The sequence below is a fragment of the Variovorax boronicumulans genome, from assembly GCF_030812215.1.
Lineage (GTDB): Bacteria > Pseudomonadota > Gammaproteobacteria > Burkholderiales > Burkholderiaceae_C > Variovorax > Variovorax boronicumulans_C.
The window spans coordinates 395768-413029 of the sequence record NZ_JAUSSG010000006.1 but is presented as its reverse complement, the minus strand read 5'-3'; the positions used below and the strand labels follow the sequence as shown (position 1 = coordinate 413029).

At 65.2% G+C, this 17262-nt stretch carries 16 protein-coding genes; 9 read left to right on the top strand and 7 right to left on the bottom strand.

Translation table 11 applies throughout. The annotated features are described in order from the left end of the window. Nucleotides 1-160: 160 nt before the first annotated feature. The 3 genes from J2W23_RS18565 to J2W23_RS18555 are packed head-to-tail and all read right to left on the bottom strand — an operon-like array spanning nt 161 to nt 3069. Nucleotides 161-595 carry a VOC family protein gene (locus J2W23_RS18565; RefSeq protein ID WP_176661007.1) on the bottom strand — a complete coding sequence of 145 codons (435 nt, stop codon included), beginning with the start codon at nt 593-595 and terminating at the stop codon, nt 161-163. 25 nt (nt 596-620) lie between these two features. Next, complete coding sequence (locus J2W23_RS18560) at nt 621-1859, bottom strand: CaiB/BaiF CoA transferase family protein (RefSeq protein WP_307649755.1); 1239 nt, start codon at nt 1857-1859, stop codon at nt 621-623. A 10-nt stretch (nt 1860-1869) separates the two neighbouring features. Beyond that, a complete protein-coding gene (locus J2W23_RS18555) occupies nt 1870-3069 on the bottom strand; it encodes an acyl-CoA dehydrogenase (protein WP_093241960.1) in 1200 nt (399 codons plus the stop codon). A gap of 185 nt (nt 3070-3254) precedes the next feature. Between J2W23_RS18555 and J2W23_RS18550 the strand changes: the two genes are divergently transcribed. Then, the gene (locus J2W23_RS18550; RefSeq protein ID WP_307649754.1) at nt 3255-4157 is read left to right on the top strand and encodes a LysR substrate-binding domain-containing protein; all 903 of its coding nucleotides are present in this window, start codon (nt 3255-3257) and stop codon (nt 4155-4157) included. A 15-nt stretch (nt 4158-4172) separates the two neighbouring features. Then, nucleotides 4173-5102, top strand: coding sequence for an AraC family transcriptional regulator (locus J2W23_RS18545; protein WP_307649753.1), 930 nt, complete (start codon nt 4173-4175; stop codon nt 5100-5102). Between the two features lie 22 nt (nt 5103-5124). On the opposite strand, the gene J2W23_RS18540 is transcribed toward J2W23_RS18545, so the two are convergent. After that, entirely contained in the window at nt 5125-5631 is a 507-nt protein-coding gene (locus tag J2W23_RS18540; RefSeq protein ID WP_307649752.1) for a GFA family protein, read from the bottom strand. A gap of 105 nt (nt 5632-5736) precedes the next feature. Beyond that, nucleotides 5737-7569, bottom strand: coding sequence for an AAA family ATPase (locus J2W23_RS18535; protein WP_307649751.1), 1833 nt, complete (start codon nt 7567-7569; stop codon nt 5737-5739). Nucleotides 7570-7685: 116 nt separating this feature from the next. Here J2W23_RS18535 and J2W23_RS18530 point away from each other — a divergent pair, with 116 nt between their 5' ends. Both J2W23_RS18530 and J2W23_RS18525 read left to right on the top strand, forming a co-directional pair. Next, a complete protein-coding gene (locus J2W23_RS18530) occupies nt 7686-8399 on the top strand; it encodes a 2OG-Fe(II) oxygenase (protein ID WP_307649750.1) in 714 nt (237 codons plus the stop codon). Nucleotides 8400-8584: 185 nt separating this feature from the next. Beyond that, a complete protein-coding gene (locus tag J2W23_RS18525) occupies nt 8585-10555 on the top strand; it encodes an adenylate/guanylate cyclase domain-containing protein (protein WP_307649749.1) in 1971 nt (656 codons plus the stop codon). Nucleotides 10556-10574: 19 nt separating this feature from the next. Here J2W23_RS18525 and J2W23_RS18520 read toward each other — a convergent pair whose 3' ends face one another. Both J2W23_RS18520 and J2W23_RS18515 read right to left on the bottom strand, forming a co-directional pair. Further along, the gene (locus tag J2W23_RS18520) at nt 10575-11027 is read right to left on the bottom strand and encodes a YbaY family lipoprotein (RefSeq protein ID WP_307649748.1); all 453 of its coding nucleotides are present in this window, start codon (nt 11025-11027) and stop codon (nt 10575-10577) included. A gap of 8 nt (nt 11028-11035) precedes the next feature. Further along, entirely contained in the window at nt 11036-13030 is a 1995-nt protein-coding gene (locus J2W23_RS18515; protein ID WP_307649747.1) for an acetoacetate--CoA ligase, read from the bottom strand. Between the two features lie 100 nt (nt 13031-13130). Between J2W23_RS18515 and J2W23_RS18510 the strand changes: the two genes are divergently transcribed. The 5 genes from J2W23_RS18510 to J2W23_RS18490 are packed head-to-tail and all read left to right on the top strand — an operon-like array spanning nt 13131 to nt 17211. Then, nucleotides 13131-13862 (top strand): TetR/AcrR family transcriptional regulator, encoded by a 732-nt coding sequence (locus J2W23_RS18510; RefSeq protein WP_307649746.1) that lies wholly within the window; start codon nt 13131-13133, stop codon nt 13860-13862. Next, nucleotides 13859-14806, top strand: a complete 948-nt coding sequence (locus J2W23_RS18505; RefSeq protein ID WP_307649745.1) for an ABC transporter substrate-binding protein — start codon at nt 13859-13861, stop codon at nt 14804-14806. The genes J2W23_RS18510 and J2W23_RS18505 overlap by 4 nt, the downstream gene beginning before the upstream one ends. After that, a complete protein-coding gene (locus J2W23_RS18500; protein ID WP_307649744.1) occupies nt 14803-15660 on the top strand; it encodes an ABC transporter ATP-binding protein in 858 nt (285 codons plus the stop codon). The genes J2W23_RS18505 and J2W23_RS18500 overlap by 4 nt, the downstream gene beginning before the upstream one ends. Further along, entirely contained in the window at nt 15653-16423 is a 771-nt protein-coding gene (locus J2W23_RS18495; RefSeq protein WP_307649743.1) for an ABC transporter permease, read from the top strand. Before J2W23_RS18500 ends, J2W23_RS18495 begins: the two co-directional genes overlap by 8 nt. Then, complete coding sequence (locus tag J2W23_RS18490; protein ID WP_176661020.1) at nt 16420-17211, top strand: ABC transporter permease; 792 nt, start codon at nt 16420-16422, stop codon at nt 17209-17211. Before J2W23_RS18495 ends, J2W23_RS18490 begins: the two co-directional genes overlap by 4 nt. The last annotated feature ends 51 nt before the right edge of the window (nt 17212-17262 follow it).

Genomic DNA, 17262 nt, shown 5'->3' with positions numbered 1-17262 from the left:
CTGCGATTCGGAAAAGGGATGGACGAAGGGCCGGCGCTCAGAAGGTGTGAAGAAACCGTAGCGAGCGGTTCGAGCTTGCATCGAGGACCGGAGCCGTACTCTGTACGGTGAGGACCGCAGGTGCGAGATCGGACCGCGTAGTAGGTTTATTCACACCTTCTCAGCCGGCGGCGCCCTTGAGCTCGACGCCGTTGCCGTCGGGATCGGAGATGTAGATCGACGGGCCGTTGCCCTCGGCGCCGAAGTTGTTCTGCACGTCGCCGTGCACCGGCACGCCGTGCTGCGCCATCAAGGCGCGAATCGCCGCTTCATCGAAGGGCTCGATGCGCAGGCACAGGTGATCGACGTTGCGGCCTTCCTTGCCGGCGAGCGCACCGCCTTGCCTGCCGAGCGGGCCATCGTGCGTTACGAGGTCGATGAGGTTCGTGCCGGCACGCAGGTGCACGAGCCCCAGGTCGTCGCGGCGCTTCTCGACCGTACAGCCCAGCACGTCGCGGTAGAAGGCGATCGCGCGCTCGGCATCTTTCACGCGCAAGACGACATGGTCGATGCGCAGGACCGAGAACGGAAGGCTGTGCGTCGTGCTGTCGGTCATCGCGTGCGTCCTTTCTACATGCGGTTTACACCACGCCCGCCGAGCGCAGTGCATCGAATCGCGCGGCGTCGATGCCGAACTCGGCCAGCACCTCGCGCGTGTGCTGCCCGAGCGCCGGCGGCGCATGGCGCAGCACGGGTGGCGTCGCCGACAGGCGCAGCGGGCTCGCCACGCCGGTGATGCTGGCGATGCCGTCGCCCGCATCGCGCGGCAGCGTGACTGCCAGGCCCCGCGCCTTGACCTGCGCATCGTCGAAGGCCTGCGCGATGTCGTTGATCGGGCCGCAGGGCACGGCCTTGTCTTCGAGCAACGTGACCCAGTCGGCGGTGGTGCGGGTGCGGGTGAGCTCTTCCATCATCGGAATGAGCACGCCGCGGTGCTTCACGCGCAGCGTGTTGGTCGCAAAGCGCGCGTCGGCCGCCCATTCCGGGTGGCCGGCCGCTTCGCAGAAACGCGCGAACTGCCCGTTGTTGCCGATGGCCAGCAGCATCGCGCCGTCGAGCGTCGGAAAGTCCTGGTAGGGCGCGAGGCTCGGGTGCGTGTTGCCCTGCCGCTGCGGCGCCTTGCCGGTGTTGAGGAAAGCGCTCGCCTGGTTGGCGAGGATGGCCATGCCCACGTCGAGCAGCGCCATGTCGATGTGCTGGCCTTCGCCGGTGCGGTCGCGCACCTGCAGCGCCGCAAGAATGGCGGTGCTCGCGTAGACGCCGGTGAAGAGGTCGGTGAGCGCCACGCCCACGCGCAGCGGGCCGCCGCCGGGCACGTCGTCGGGACGGCCGGTGATGCTCATCATGCCGGTCATGGCCTGGATCATCAGGTCGTAGCCCGCGCGCTCGGCGTACGGGCCGTCGTGGCCGAAGCCGGTCACGCTGCAATAGATGAGGCGCGGGTTGGCCGCGCGCAGGCTCTCCTGGTCGAGGCCGTATTGCCTGAGGCCCCCGGTCTTGAAGTTTTCCACCACGATGTCGGCCTGTGCCGCCATCTGCTGGAGCAGCGCCTGCCCGTCGGCCGTGGCCATGTCGACCGTGACCGAGCGCTTGTTGCGGTTGCAGGCGGTGAAGTAGCTGGCCTGGTCGGTGTCGTTGCCGTCCGCGTCCTTGATGAACGGCGGGCCCCAGGTGCGCGTGTCGTCGCCGACGCCCGGGCGTTCGATCTTGATGACGTCGGCACCCAGGTCCGCGAGGATCTGCGTGCACCACGGGCCCGCGAGCACGCGGGACAGATCCAGGACCTTGATGCCGTCCAGGGCTGCGGGCTTGCTGGTCATTCGTTCTTGCTTAGTTCGCGAAAGCGGCGATGCCGGTGATGGCGCGCCCCAGGATCAGCGCATGGATGTCGTGCGTGCCTTCGTAGGTGTTGACCACTTCCAGGTTCACCAGGTGGCGGGCCACGCCGAATTCGTCGCTGATGCCGTTGCCGCCCATCATGTCGCGCGCCAGGCGGGCGATGTCCAGGGCCTTGCCGCAGTTGTTGCGCTTCATGATCGAGGTGATCTCGACCGAGGCCGTGCCTTCGTCCTTCATGCGGCCCAGGCGCAGGCTCCCTTGCAGGCCCAGCGTGATCTCGGTCTGCATGTCGGCCAGCTTTTTCTGGATCAGCTGGTTGGCGGCGAGCGGGCGGCCGAACTGCTTGCGGTCCAGCGTGTACTGGCGGGCGCGATGCCAGCAGTCTTCGGCGGCGCCGAGCGCACCCCACGAGATGCCGTAGCGGGCGCTGTTCAGGCAGGTGAACGGGCCCTTGAGGCCCTGCACTTCGGGGAAGGCGTTTTCTTCGGGGCAGAACACGCCGTCCATCACGATTTCGCCGGTGATGCTGGCGCGCAGGCCCACCTTGCCGTGGATCGCGGGGGCCGAGAGGCCCTTCATGCCCTTCTCGAGCACGAAGCCGCGGATCGGGCCGACCGTGCCGCTTTCGCTGACTTCCTTGGCCCACACGACGAACACGTCGGCGATGGGCGAATTGCTGATCCACATCTTGGCGCCGCTGAGCGAGTAGCCGCCCGGCACCTTCTTGGCGCGGGTGACCATGCTGCCGGGGTCCGAGCCGTGGTCGGGCTCGGTCAGGCCGAAGCAGCCGATCCATTCGCCGGTGGCGAGCTTGGGCAGGTATTTCTGCTTCTGCGCTTCGGTGCCGAATTCGAAGATCGGCACCATCACCAGCGAGCTCTGCACGCTGGCCATCGAGCGGTAGCCCGAATCGACGCGCTCGACTTCGCGGGCGATCAGGCCGTAGGCCACGTAGTTGAGGCCGGGGCCGCCGTACTGCTCGGGGATCGTCGGGCCCAGCAGGCCGAGCGCGCCCATTTCGCGAAAGATGGCGGGGTCGGTCTCGCCGGTGCGGAAGCCCTCGATGACGCGGGGCGCCAGGCGCTCCTGGCAGTAGGCATTGGCCGCGTCGCGAATCATGCGTTCTTCGTCGGTCAGTTGCTGGTCGAGAAGAAGGGGATCGTCCCAGTGGAATTGCGCTTTGGCGGCCATGTGCTGTCTCCGGAAAGAGGGAAAAAAGAGAAAAGAGGGGGATGGGAGCGATCCTAGCCACGCGAGGGGGCGGGCGCAAACGATGAATCCTCACCCAGATATGCGTTTGTAGAATGTCTTGCAAGATGTTCGAGCAGCCCTGCCATTGGCAAGGCCCGGTCTCCATACATACACCCGAGGCATACATGCGCCGCAAGATCCCACCCCTGCAAACCCTCGTGTGCTTCGACGCCGCCGCGCGCCACGAGAGCTATACCCGCGCCGCGCAGGAGCTCGCGCTCACGCAGAGCGCGGTGTCGCGGCAGATCGGCACGCTCGAAGCCTTCCTGGGCGTGGCCCTTTTTCGCCGCACGCGGCACGGCGTGGCGCTCACCGCGAGCGGCGCGGCCTATGCGCGGCAGATCACCAAGCGGCTCGAGGCCATGGAGCGCGACACCCTCGACGCCATGGCGCATCAAGGCGAAGGCGGCTCGCTCTCGCTGGCGGCGGTGCCCACCTTCGCCACGCGCTGGCTGATGCCGCGCCTGAAGGGATTCGCCGCGCTGCAGCCCGACGTGGTGGTGCACATCGAGACGCGCACCCGCCCCTTTCTTTTTGCCGATGCGGAGTTCGACGCGGCTCTCTATGCCGGCACGCCCGCGCAGGTCGATAACTGGGCCGGCACGCGCGCGCTGCTGCTGATGCATGAAGACGTGGTGCCGGTGTGCAGCCCTTCCCTTCTCCCTCGCGGCAAGGCGGTGGCGCCGGCGGTCATCGCGAAGATGCCGCTGCTGCAGCAGAGCACGCGGCCCGACGGCTGGCGCCAGTGGTTCGATGCGCAGCAGATCGATGCGCCCAACGCGCGCGGCGGTCCGCGCTACGAGTTGTTCTCGATCCTCGCCGCGGCGGCATCGCACGGCCTTGGCGTCGCGCTGATGCCGACGATGCTGGTGGCCGACGAGCTCGCGCGCGGCGAACTGGTGGTGGCCTGCGCGCGGCCGCTCTCGGGCGAGCGCAACTACTACCTCGTGACGCCGGAGCGGGCGGACCAGCGGCCGTTGCTCAGGTTCTTCAGCGACTGGCTGCTCGAACAGGCGCGCCGGGGTTGATCGAGAATGCGCGCCATGACGCGCGACAGCCGCTCCGAATACGAATGGCGCATGCACAAGGTGCTGACGCACATCGACAACCACCTCGACGAGGCGCTCGAGCTCGCGGCGCTGGCCGACGTGGCGCATTTCTCGGCGTACCACTTCCATCGCCTCTTCGCGGCGTGGGCCGGCGAGACGCTGGGCGACTACATCCGGCGCCGCCGCGTGGAGGTGGCGGCGCTACGGCTCACGACGCAGCCGCGCCTGTCGGTGCTCGAGGCGGCGGTGTCGGTGGGCTTCGGCTCGGGCGAGGCGTTCTCGCGAGCGTTTCGTGCGCGCTTCGGCAGTTCCCCCACCGCATGGCGCGCGTCGCACGACTGGGTGCTGCCTTGCGACGATCCCTCGCGCGATAGCAATCCTGGTCAGATCGCCCTGCACGGCTTCACGAAGAATGGCGCCACGCCGCGCAATCCCGCGCACGAGGAGCCACCCGTGAACGTTCAACTGATCACCCGCCCGCCCGTCACCATCGCGTACCTGCGCTACACCGGCCCGTTCGGCGCGCCGGTGGGCGAGTTCTGGGCCGAGAAGGCCGCGCCCTGGATCGGCGCACACAAGCTGTGGTCGCGTGCGCGCTACGGCATCAGCCACGACGACCCGAGCATCACCGCGCCCGAGCACGCGCGCTACGACGCCTGCGTGGAAGTGCCCGAGGACTTCGTGCCCGACGGCGGCTTCCAGAAGACGGTGCTGCCGGGCGGTCGCTACGCCTCGCTGAAGTTCCAGGGCCTGCCTGAGGAGATCAACGATGCGTGGACGCGCCTGATGCGCGACTGGCTGCCCGCGAGCGGCTTCCAGTTCGACAGCCGGCCCGCCTTCGAGTACTACGCACCCGACATGGCTTTCGACGAGAAGACCATGGCGTTCGAGTGCGACATCTGCATTCCGATCGCGCCGCTCTGAGCGACGCGTGCCTCAAGGTGCGTCAGGCCTTCGCGGGCCGCGCGCCCTCTTTCGCAAAGGCCTGAATCAACGCTGGAAACGCAGCGAAGTCGGGCAGCTTGCCGAAGCTGTGCGGCGCGGGCGTCGTGGCCCAGGGCAGCTTCTCGTCGGTCCAGGTCTCGATGAAGGGCACGAACCATTCGTGGCGGTCGAGCATCGTGGGCCGGATGTTCACGAACTCGTCCATGCCTTCGGTGCGGGTGAACATCCAGCTCTTGCAGTGCGGGCAGCAATAGTGATGCGAGTCGCCGTGGAGGCCACCGAGGACGGGCTCGCCCGCGATGATTTCGAAGCCCGGCGTCGGGATGGCGAGCGACAGCGAGAACGCGCTCGCGCTCATGCGCTGGCAGCCGGTGCAGTGGCAGGCCATCGACAGCAGCGGCGGCGCCGTGATGCGAAGGCGCACCTGGCCGCAGCGGCAGCCGCCTTCCCAGGGGAGTTGCCAGTCGTGCGTGCCTTGGTCGGCAGGCGGTCGCTTCGAAGTGTTCACTAGGTGCTTTCTGATTAGCGCTATTGGCTACTAAAACATGCACGGCAAATGTGATGCCGAGAAAATTTAACTAATTCTCTACGAAAAAATTTAAAAAACCTCTGACTATTCACGCGCCTCATGTATGAACGCAACGATCTCTTCTACGCGCATTTTTAGATCAAAGATATCCAAATTCGCTGGTTTTTTGCAGGCTGCACGAGCCACTGCCACCTTATCCACTTCCTTGAGTATTTTTCCATCTGCTTTCACAAATGGAAGAACGTGCTCAAACTGCCCATTCCTGAGGCGACGACCAAAACGCTCTCCATAGACTTCGCGCAAAGCAATACTCATCTCTTCTTTTCCCACATAATTTTCGATTTCTCGCCCCTCGGTTATCCAACCAATTCCGCCATGTCGGTGCAACTCTGAAATAACTCGTCTCTTCGTAGAATTAATTGGAGAATCTTTGCTAGATTTGTCGCTATCAATTACCACACAAAGATGTCTGTTCAACTGGCGAACTTCAATCAATGCTTCAAGATCTTTTTCACTACCACTGACTTCAACATCATCCGCTGCGGTTAAATGACTTAGCAAGCGCCCTCCATAAAACATAATTGAGTAATCTGTGCCTTCACGCAGTGTTGAATCCATTGCAACTATCCAATGGTTCAAATAAATCCGATCCGAAGGCCCTTCGACCCAAATAATTGCATTGGTTTGCAAGATGTCTGATGCTCGATATCCCAAGTCCCGGCAAACCTGAAATTTTGCTGCAGAAGTTAATGCTGGTTCGATTTTAGTTGTCGCCAACTTATTGGATACATGAAACACCGCGGCCTCGGTTGCATCAATGATGCTCGCAGAGTGAGTTGCCACGAAATATTGATTCGAAGTTTGATCTGCAAGGTACTGCACCAACCGTCGTTGCAGCAGGGGATGTAAATGAATTTCAGGCTCCTCTATGCACACAATTTGCTGCTCAAGTAGAGTGCAAAAGGCAGCCAACATGATGACTTCGTGAATCCCTGTTCCTAACGCATGAAGAGGAAGAACTTTGTCATCCATATGAACCAAAATGTGCTGCCGATCATACGGAATCTCAATTCTTGCCGATGAATTGGCAGTCACCACTCTAACAAAGCTATTCACTGCCTCGAATTTTTCTATTTTCAACCGCTCGGAGTAATCTGGGTTTTGATGCCTTGCAAGCTCTTCGATCAACCCTTTTCCAGACCAGTCTGAAAAATCCTGCCCTCTTTCAGATATTTGCCTAATTGCCGGTATTAAAGCCACATCAGGAAGGGAGATATCAATTAACGAAAGCAATCGATTGATTGACTCGCCAACCCAAAGATTTGGCCCTCCCCCACTCTGCCTCGTCAGTCTTGACCACAATCCTTTAATATTCACTCGACTAGCATTTGCTATCTCTTCAACGGAGGGGAGGCGATTTAAAGGTATAGGAGCCAACGGCTTGCTCGGATCTGCGCCACGCTGAAACCATAGAATATTTTCTTCCTGAAAGAACTCCAACAAATATTCGATGGCATTCATGTGCGAGTGCCAGTCATGGGGCTCTTCACTAAAAATATGTTCAAGCTGCTCCCGCGCCTTCGACATAGGAAGGCCAATGCCCATGATCACATCCTCATTAGTTTTTGTGTTTTTATCTAACGGCCGCAAACTTACAGGTTGATTTCTCGATCCTCGTGGGGGCGAGCTGACATGTGTACTCAAATGCTGTGAAATGAAGTTCAGTACGGTCGATTTACCCGAGTTATTAGGCCCCACAAAGAAGTTAAATCTCTGAAATGGTCCTATTCGGACGACGTCACTGCCAATCCCTCGATAGTTGGCAAGTGCAATTCCATGCAGAAAAATAGATCCGGGCATCGATCTTCTCCTTGTGATGTAGAGAAGATAACGCTTTGAGATGGTGAGTGAACTCATGCCGCGCCATCGCTCAGACACGCAACGCATCTTCGACCATGTTCAGTAGTAAGTCCTGCAAAAGGCAGGTCCGAAAACGGCGAGCCCCATGCGCACGGCGGCGAGACACTGCGGGCATGACAACGACCCACGTTTCCCGCATCGATGCGCTCGACTGGCCCCGCATCGAGACCGATCTCGCCACCCGCGGCTGCGCCACCACCGGCCCGCTTTTCACGCCGAAGGAATGCGCCCAGCTCGCGGCGATGTACGACGAAGGCGGCCATTTCCGCAGCCGCGTGGTCATGCAGCGCCACGGCTTCGGCCAGGGCGAATACCAATACTTTGCGAACCCGCTGCCGCCGCTCATCGCCGCGTGGCGCAGCGCGCTCTACGAACGCCTCGCGCCGCTGGCCAATGCCTGGGCGAGCGCGATGGGCCAGCCGGCCGACTACCCGCCCGGCCATGCCGCCTACCTCGCGCGCTGCCATGCGGCGGGCCAGCTGCGCCCCACCCCGCTGCTGCTGCGCTACGACGAGGGCGACTACAACTGCCTGCACCAGGACCTGTACGGCGACCTGCAGTTTCCGCTGCAGCTCACGGTGCTCCTGAGCCGGCCGGGCGAGGACTTCACCGGCGGCGAGTTCGTGCTGACCGAGCAGCGCCCGCGCATGCAGTCGCGCGCCGAAGTGGTCTCGCTCGCGCAGGGCGAGGCCGTGATCTTCGCGGTCAACCAGCGCCCGGTGGCGGGCACGCGCGGCACCTACCGCGTGACGATGCGCCACGGCGTGAGCCCCCTGCGCTCGGGGCGACGGCACACGGTGGGCCTCATCTTCCACGACGCACGATGACAACGCCTGGCTTGCGAACGACCGTGCAATAACGCACGAAAAAGCCGAAGTCGCGCAAAATCCCTGTCGCGCCTGGCGCGCTCGCCAGAATTTCCGACACCCAACGATCGGAACGGCAAGCCACCCTGGCGCCGATCCGCGGCCGACCCGCAGCGGATGTGTTCGAGTGGTCGACAGGGAGCTGTATGAACATGAACTCGTCCGGATCTCCGGATGTGGCGGGAAAGCCGCCGTTTGAATCCGCCGGCGTGCGCGTCCCGTCGCCGCCGGCCGGGCCCGAAGCCCCACCCCGGCGCTCGCGCCGTTTCAGGGTCGACGTAGGCACCATCGTCAGCGCAGTCGCACTGGCCCAGTCGCTGCTGCTGGTCTCGCTCGGCTACTGGGGCTCGCAGCGGTTGGTGTCGAACATCGGCACCTCCGCGCACCGGGCCGCCCACGATCGGACCGAAGACAAGGTGCTCGCTTTCCTGGCGAAGGCCGAGTCGGTGGTCGGCGCCATCGCAAGCGCGCCGAGCCTGAGCCCGGCGGGCGAACATTCCGAGCGCACCGCCGAACTGCTCTGGACCTTGCTGCAGCAATCGCCCGAGCTCGACAGCCTGTACGTGGCCAACGAAAGCGGCCAGATGCTGATGGCGCTGCGCTATCCGGTGCCCGCGGTCCGGCACATCGCGCTTGGCGCGGAGTTCACCACCGAGACCTGGGAGTACAAGCGGCCGCTCGGCGCGGAGCTGAATGCGCAACAGCGCTTTGCCACGCAGCGCATCGAGTCCTTTCGCAGCAGCTACAACCCGACCGCCCGCAGCTGGTTCCGGCAGGCCAACAAGATGCAGGGGCCGATATGGACGCAGCCCTATGTGTTCGCGGCCGCACAGGAGCTGGGCGTGACCTACGCGCAGCCGAGCGAGCGCCGCTACACCGAAGGCAACCCGAAGGCGCTGGTGGTGGCCGGCGACGTGTCGCTCGGTCGCCTGTCGGAATTCGTGCGGCTCTTCAGCAGCAACGGCTATGGCCACAGCGCCCTGCTGAGTGCCGATCACGAGGTGCTGGCGCGCAGCGACACGCCGGGCGTGCTGCACCGGCTGGAGCCGCCCACGGGCGTGCTCGGTGCGCTGCATACGCAGATGCACGAACACACGGCGACCGATGGCACCATCGACGGCAACAGCGATGCGACCTTCTCCGTCGACTTCGACGGCAAGCGCTACCTCGTGCAGACCTCGCTGATCCCATCCACCGGTTGGGAGCTGGTGAGCTGGGTGCCCGAGGACATGGTGCTGGGCGACCTGCGTCGCGCGCTGCTCTGGGGGCTCCTGCTGGCGCTGGTGTTCCTGGCGCTGGCGCTCTTCATGTCGCTCAAGCTCTCCAAGCTGGTGACCTCGCCGGTGGAGAACCTCTCTCTCATCGCGCGCCGCATCGGCCGGCTGGAGCTGGACAACTTGCCGCGCGAGCCCAGCCGCGTGCTGGAGATCCAGCACCTGGACCAGGCGCTGGACGATTCGGCGCGCAGCCTCAAGGCCTTCAGCAAGTTCGTGCCGGTGGACGTGATCAACCAGCTCGTCGCCGAGGGGCATGCGCTCGCGCCCAACGGCTCTTCGCGGCGAGTGACGGTGATGTTCACCGACGTGGAGGGCTTCACTTCGATCTCGGAGTCACTGCCCATCGACGTGCTGGTGGGCATGCTGACCGAGTACTTCAACCTCGCCACCGGCGTGTTCGCACGCTACGGCGGCGTGGTCGACAAGTTCATCGGCGACGGCATCATGGTGCTCTGGGGCGCGCCCGCGGACATGAAAGACGCGGAGTACCGAGCCTGCCTCGCCGCGCTGCAGTTGCATGTGCAGATGGGCGACCTCAACAGCAAGTGGCGCGCCCAGGGCCTGCCCGAGTTCCGCACGCGCATCGGCATCCATACCGGCGTGGTGATCGCGGGGGTGCTGGGCTCGAACGACCGGTTGTCGTACACGGCGTTCGGCGACGTCATCAACGTGGCAAGCCGCATCGAGGGCATCAACAAGCAGCTGGGCACGCAGACGCTGATGTCGGAAGACACCTTCGCGGGGCTGAAAGGGCGCCTCAGCACGCGCCGCATCGAGGAACTGGTGGAGCTGCGCGGCAGGCAGACACGCATGGTGCTCTACGAACTGATGACGCCGTAGCGCCCGGCTCCAGCGCCGTTCAGCGTGGCGACGGCGTGACGCGTACCAGCATCAGGTTGGCGGTGGTACCGCTGCCCTGCGTGAGCACCGGGTACTGCGTGTCGTTGATGAACAGCAGCTGCTCGCCGCGCAGGATGCGCGCCGACACCGCGTAGCGCATGCGCGGATCGATGCGCGCGGCATCGACCTGAAGCTCGTACCCGAAGGGCACCTGCTTGCCGTTGGCCTTGATGCGCTGCTCGGCCAGCGTGACCGAAGGCGCATCCATGCGCGACACGTCCAGCAGCTGGACCACGACCTCGGCCGCGGGGTCGAGCGCGATGCGCTCGCGGTAGGCCACCGTGCCGCTCACGCGCAGCGACGAGGCAGCGGGCGAGGCGGACGTCGGTGCAGGCGCAGGCGCTGAACATGCGCTCAGCAACGAGGTGCCGGCAGCGGCGGAAATCAGGAGAAGGCTGGTGCGTCTTTTCATCCGCCCCATTATGCGGAGGTACGCTGGGCGGCAAATGCCACATACCAATCGAGGCTGCCGGGGTTCGCCATCGCCTCGCGGTTCACCACCTTCTCGATCGGCTGGCCCAGCAGTAGCTTCTTGATCGGCAGCTCCTGTTTCTTGCCCGAGAGCGTGCGCGGAATCTCGGCGACCTGGAAGATATCGTTGGGCACGAAGCGCGGCGAGAGCGAGGTCTTGATCGCGTTGTTGATCCGGTTGCGCATCGCCTCGTCGAGCGCCACGCCCGGGCGCAGCACCACGAAGAGCGGCATGTAGCTGTCGCGGCCGAGGTACTCGAGATCGACCACCATCGAGTCGAGCACTTCGGGCAGGCCTTCGACCGCGCTGTAGATCTCGCTGGTGCCCATGCGCAGGCCCTGGCGGTTGATGGTGGCGTCGCTGCGGCCGTAGATGATGCAGCCGCCGTCCTCGCCGATCTTGATCCAGTCGCCGTGGCGCCACACGCCGGGGTAGGTGTCGAAGTAGCTCGACACATAGCGCGCATTGCCCTCGTCGCCCCAGAAGTAAAGCGGCATCGACGGAATGGCTTTCGTGCAGACCAGTTCGCCCACCTCGCCGATGACCGGCTGGCCCTGCTCGTTCCAGGCCTCGACCGCGTGGCCGATTTCGCGGCACTGCATCTGGCCCGGCACCTCGGGCAGCTCGCGGTTGCCGCCGACGAAGGCGCCGCAGAAGTCGGTGCCGCCTGAGATGTTGCACCACCAGACTTCTTTCGAGCCCGCATCGAGGATCTGCTTCGAACCCCAGCGCTGCACCTCGTCGGGCAGCGGCGAACCGGTGCTGCCGAGTGCGCGCACGCGCGAGAGATCGCCGCATTCCTTGGCAACGATGCCGGCCTTCATGCAGTTGGTGAAGTAGGCGGCCCCCGCGCCGAAGAAGGTGACCTTGTGGCGTGCGACGAAGCGCCACAGCACGCCCCAGTCGGGCTTCTCCTTGCTGCCCGCCGGGTTGCCGTCGTAGATGCAGATGGTGGCGCCGAAGGCCATGCCCGACAGCTGCGAGTTCCACATCACCCAGCCGGTGGAGCTGTACCAGTGGTAGCGCTCGCCGAAGTTGTTGGCGCCGTAGCTCGCGCCCACGTCGTTGTGCAGGCCGCAGGCGTGCATCGTCAAGAGGATGCCGCCCTGCCCGTGCACGATGGGCTTGGGCAGGCCGGTGGTGCCGCTCGAGTAGACGATCCAGATCGGGTGGTCGAAAGGCAGCCACTCGGGTTCGAAGGCGGCGACCTCGGCGTCGTTGCGCGCGGTGGCTTCGGTCCAGTCGACATCGTGCGCGACGGGGCTCGCGGCGAAGGGCGTCTTCACAAGCAGCAGTTTCTGCACGCTGGGCAATTGGGCGCGCAGTTCCTGCAGGACGGCGCTGCGGTCCAGCGGCTTGCCGCCGTAGTGCACGCCGTCGACGGCGATCAGCACCTTGGGCTCGATCTGGCGGAAGCGATCCGCCACGGCGGCGGTGCCCATGTCGGGCGCGCACACGCTCCAGATCGCACCGATGCTGGAACACGCGAGAAACGCGACCATGGTCTCGGGCACGTTGGGCATGTAGGCCGCGACGCGGTCGCCTCGCTGCACGCCGAGCGACTTGAGCGTGAGCGCCACCGCGGCGACCTGGCGGCGCATCTCGGGCCATGACAGCTCGCGCACTTCACCGAGTTCGTTGTCGCTCACGATGGCGGGCATGCCGGCGGCGTGCGCGGCATCGGCATGGCGCAGCACCTCGCGTGCGTAGTTGACCTGCGCGCCCGGAAACCAGCGTGCACCGGGCATGTGCGCCTCGGCGAGCACTGCCGTATGCGGTGTCGGCGACTGCAGGCCGGCGTAGTCCCAGATGCTTTGCCAGAACGCATCGAGGTCGGTGACGGACCAGCGCCACAGCGCGTCGTAGGTGTCGAACGAAAGGCCGCGCTGGTCGCGCAGCCAGTTTTGATAGAGACGGATCTGGGGGATGTTGGGAGCGGGCATGAACCGAGCGTAGCGCTGCGAACGACCGTGCTCAATGAGGGTTGACCTCAGGGTTTGTACGCGTGTTCAACATTTTTGTACGGCCGTTCAATACGCCCCCATGAACACCCGCACCACGACCGCCAGACGCAGTGCCCCGCGGGCCGCGGCCATCACCGTCGAAGCCGGCAGGCCCGACCGCCGCCAGGCCATCCTGCTGGCCGCCGAGAAGCTGTTCGCGCAGCACGGCTACCACGCGGTGACGATCCGGCAGATCGCCGAGGAAGCCGGCGTGCCGCTCGCGCTGGTGGGCTACTACTTCGGGCCGAAGCACGATCTCTTCCACGCCATCTTCGAGCACTGGAGCCACACCATCGACGAGCGGCTCGCGCGGCTCTCGCAGGTCGACAACGATCCCGACGACGTGCACACGCTGCCGCGCATCATCGAAGCCTTCACCGCACCCGTGCTCGCATTGCGTGCAAGCGCCGAGGGCGAGTACTACGCGCTGCTGGTGGCGCGCGAGCTCTATCACGCGACCGAGGAAGCCGACCGTGTGCTGCGCGGCTACTTCGATCCACTGGCCGCCGCGTACATCGATGCGTTGCACGTGGCGCTGCCGCACGCCACGCGCGCGCAGGTCGCGTGGGGCTATCAGTTCGCGCTCGGTGCGCTGCTGCACCACCTGAACGACAGCCGCATCGAACGGCTCTCGCGCGGCGAGAACAAGCGCGCCGACCCGGCCGTGGCGCCAATGCTCGTGAACTTCATCGTCGGCGGCCTGCGCGCCGCGCTGCCGAAGCCCAAGGCCCCGCGCACACAAAAAACCCCCACCCGGAGACAGAAGACATGATGAAACGACGCACCTTGCTGTCGGCACTCGCGGCCGCTTCGGCCAGCGCGGCGCTGCCTTCGCGCGCGCAGCAGTCCCATCCGAAGATCGTGTTCGGCTACACGGCGGTGACCGATTTCGCCTCTGTCTTCGTGGCGGCCGAAGAGGGCTACTTCAAGAAGCGCGGGCTCGAGGTGGAGCTCAAGTTCATCCCGTTGAACTCCACGATCCCGGCAGCGCTGCAATCGGATTCGCTGCAGATCGGCGGCCCCACGCCCTCGGTGTTCCTGCAGGCGGTGGACGGCGGCCTCGACCTGGTGCTGGTGGCCGGCGGCGGCCTCACCTCCAAGACCATCACCGGCTTCGGCCTGGTGGCGCGCGCGGGCTCGGGCATCAAGAGCCCGCAGGATTGCGTGGGCAAGAAGATCGGCGTGCCGGGCCTGGGCGCGTTCCTGCACGTGACCTTCCGTGCATGGCTCAAGGACAGCGGCGTGGACTACCGCAAGGTCAACTTCGTCGAAGCCTCGTTCCCGCAGCACGCCGACCTTCTGCGCGGCGGCTCGGTGGATGCGGTGGTGTCGGCCGACCCGTTCATGAGCCGCATCACCGAGAGCGGCGCGGGCTATGTGGCCTCCTACTACTCGACCTTCCTGCCCGAGAACAATCAGACCATCGTGCATGCAGCCAAGCGCGAATGGGTCGCGAAGAACCCCGCAACGGCACGTGCGTTCCGCGAAGCCCTCGTCGAGTCCGGCGGCTTCATGCAGCAGGCGAAGAACGATGCGAAGGTGCGCGCGGCCATCGGCAAGTACATCAAGCTGCCGCCCGACGTGCTGGCCAAGGTGCAGGTCTCGCCGCCCGGCCCGGTCGTCACCGACAAGCAGCTCGGCTACTGGACCGGGCTCATGAAAGAGCAGGACATGCTCAAGACGAACATCGACGTTGCGAAGCTGATCGCCAAGTGATTTCCGCTCCAGCCCCGATCACCGCGCGCGCCGCGCTTTCCGTGAGCGCTGCGCGTTTGCCGACAAGTTCCACGATGCAGGCCACACCCTTCCTTCGCTTCGACGGCGTCACCATCTGCCTGGGCGGCCGCGAGATTCTTTCGCCCACCTCGTTCGACGTGGCGCGCGGCGAGTTCGTCTGCATCGTCGGCCCGAGCGGCTGCGGCAAGACCACGCTGCTGCGCGCGGCCAGCGGCCTCGTCACCGCGAGCGCCGGCGAGGTGCGGCGCAACGGCGTGACGATGACCGAGCCTTCGCGCGAAGTGGCCTTCGTGTTCCAGGACTACGGCCGCGCCCTCTTGCCGTGGCGCACGGTGGAAGGCAACGTGAGCCTCGCGCTCGAAGCGGCCGGCGTGCCCGCCGCCGAACGCGCGCCGCGCATCGCGGATGTGCTGGGCAAGGTCGGCCTTGCGAAGCATGCGCAGAAGTTTCCGGTGCAGCTCTCGGGCGGCATGCAGCAGCGCGCGCAGATCGCGCGCTGCCTTGCGCAGAAACCCGAGCTGATGATGATGGACGAGCCCTTCGGCGCGCTCGACGCGCTCACCCGCCAGAGCCTGCAGGACGAACTCGCGCGGCTGGTGCGCGACGACGGGCTCACGGTGCTGTTCGTCACGCACGACCTCGAGGAAGCCATCTACCTCGGTGACCGCGTGATCGCGCTGCAGGCCAATCCCGGCCCCGGACGGCCAAGCCTCGCGCGGATGATCGACGTGAAGATTCCGCGCCCCCGCGACCAGCTCACGACCAAGGAGCATCCGGAATACCTCCAGTTGCGGCGTGAGCTGTTCGCCTTCATCGAGCAAGGCCATGACTGAAGGCCGCCTCTTCCGCTGGCTGCGTCCGTGGGTCTTTCCCGCGGTGCTGGTCGTCGCCTTCGAGTGGTACGCGCGGCGTGCGGCGGCGCTGGGCAGCGATGCGCTCGCACCGCCGAGCGCGGCCGCCAAGGCTTTCGTCGGCGCGGCACTCGACGGCTCGCTCTGGCAAGCGACCGGCTTCACGCTCGGCACCGCGGCGCTTGGTTTGCTGATCGGCGCGGTGCTCGGCATCGCGCTGGGCCTGGTTCTCGGCCTCTCGCGCCGCGCGGCACAGCTGGGCTCCGTCTCCATCGAGGTGCTGCGGCCCGTGCCTTCGGTCGCGTTGATTCCGCTCGCGATGCTGGCCTTCGGCTTCGGCGTGCGCATGGAGCTGGCCATCGTCGCCTTCGCCACTTTCTGGCCGCTGCTGGTGCTGGTGCAGTCGGCGGTGCAGCAGATCGAGCCGCGCCTGCTCGAAGTGAGCCGCGTGCTCGGCCTCTCGGCGCGCGAGCGTGCGTTCAAGATCGTGCTGCCGGCCATCGTGCCGCGCCTGTTCGTCGCGCTGCGGCTCGGCGTGGCGGTGGCGCTGGTGGTCGCGGTCACGGTGGAGATCGCGGCCAATCCGAACGGCATGGGCTACGCGATGATGATCGCGCAGCAAAGCTTCGATCCCGCGTTGATGCTCGCATGGCTCGGCTGGATCGGCGTGGTGGGCTTTGCGGTCAACGCGGGCATGGTGCTGCTGCAGCGCACGGTCGCGCGGCGCATGGGAGCGATGCCATGAACGGCAATGACCGCGCGCCCTCGGGCCTGCACTGGCTCGGTTCGTTCGCCGTGCTGTGCGCGCTCGTCGCGCTCTGGTGGGTCGCGAGCAACGCGGGCTGGGTGAGCCGCGTGTTCCTGCCGACACCGCAGGCCACGTTCGCGAGCCTGCTCGAAGGGCTCAATCTCTCCGGCGATTCAGGCAATGGCGAGCTGCTCGCCTTCACGCAGGCCACCGTCGGCCGCATGGTCGAGGGCTGGCTGCTGGCCTCGCTGTTCGGCGTGGTGCTGGGTGCGGCCATCGGCGTGTCGCCCGCGGTGCGCGCGTGGGTGCAGCCGACGCTCGAATTCATTCGCCCCTTGCCCGCATCGGCATTGCTGCCGCTCGCCATTTCGATCTTCGGGCTCAACCCCGGCATGGTGCTGTTCGTGGTCGCATTCGGCGCGATGTGGCCGGTGTTGCTGGCCACGGTGCATGGCTTCGCGGCAGTGGAGCCGCGCCTGGCGGAAGTGGCGCGTTGCCTGCAGATGTCGCGCGCGGCGTACATCTGGAAGATGGGCCTGCCGAATGCGATGCCCGACATCCTGGCAGGCATGCGTCTCGCACTGACCATCGCGCTCATCGTCGCGGTGGTGGGCGAAATGATCGCCTCGCAAAGCGGGCTGGGCCAGGCCATCCTGCTGGCTGCGCGCGCCTTCCGCGCCAGCGATCTCTTCGCCGGCATCGTGCTGCTCGGGCTCATCGGCTTCGTAAGCAATGCGCTGCTGGCCTTTGCCGAGAAGCGCCTGCTGCGCTGGCAGCAGCCCTGACCGATTGCTTCATTCACTCATTTCTTCCTTCACGCCAACACCAATATCCCC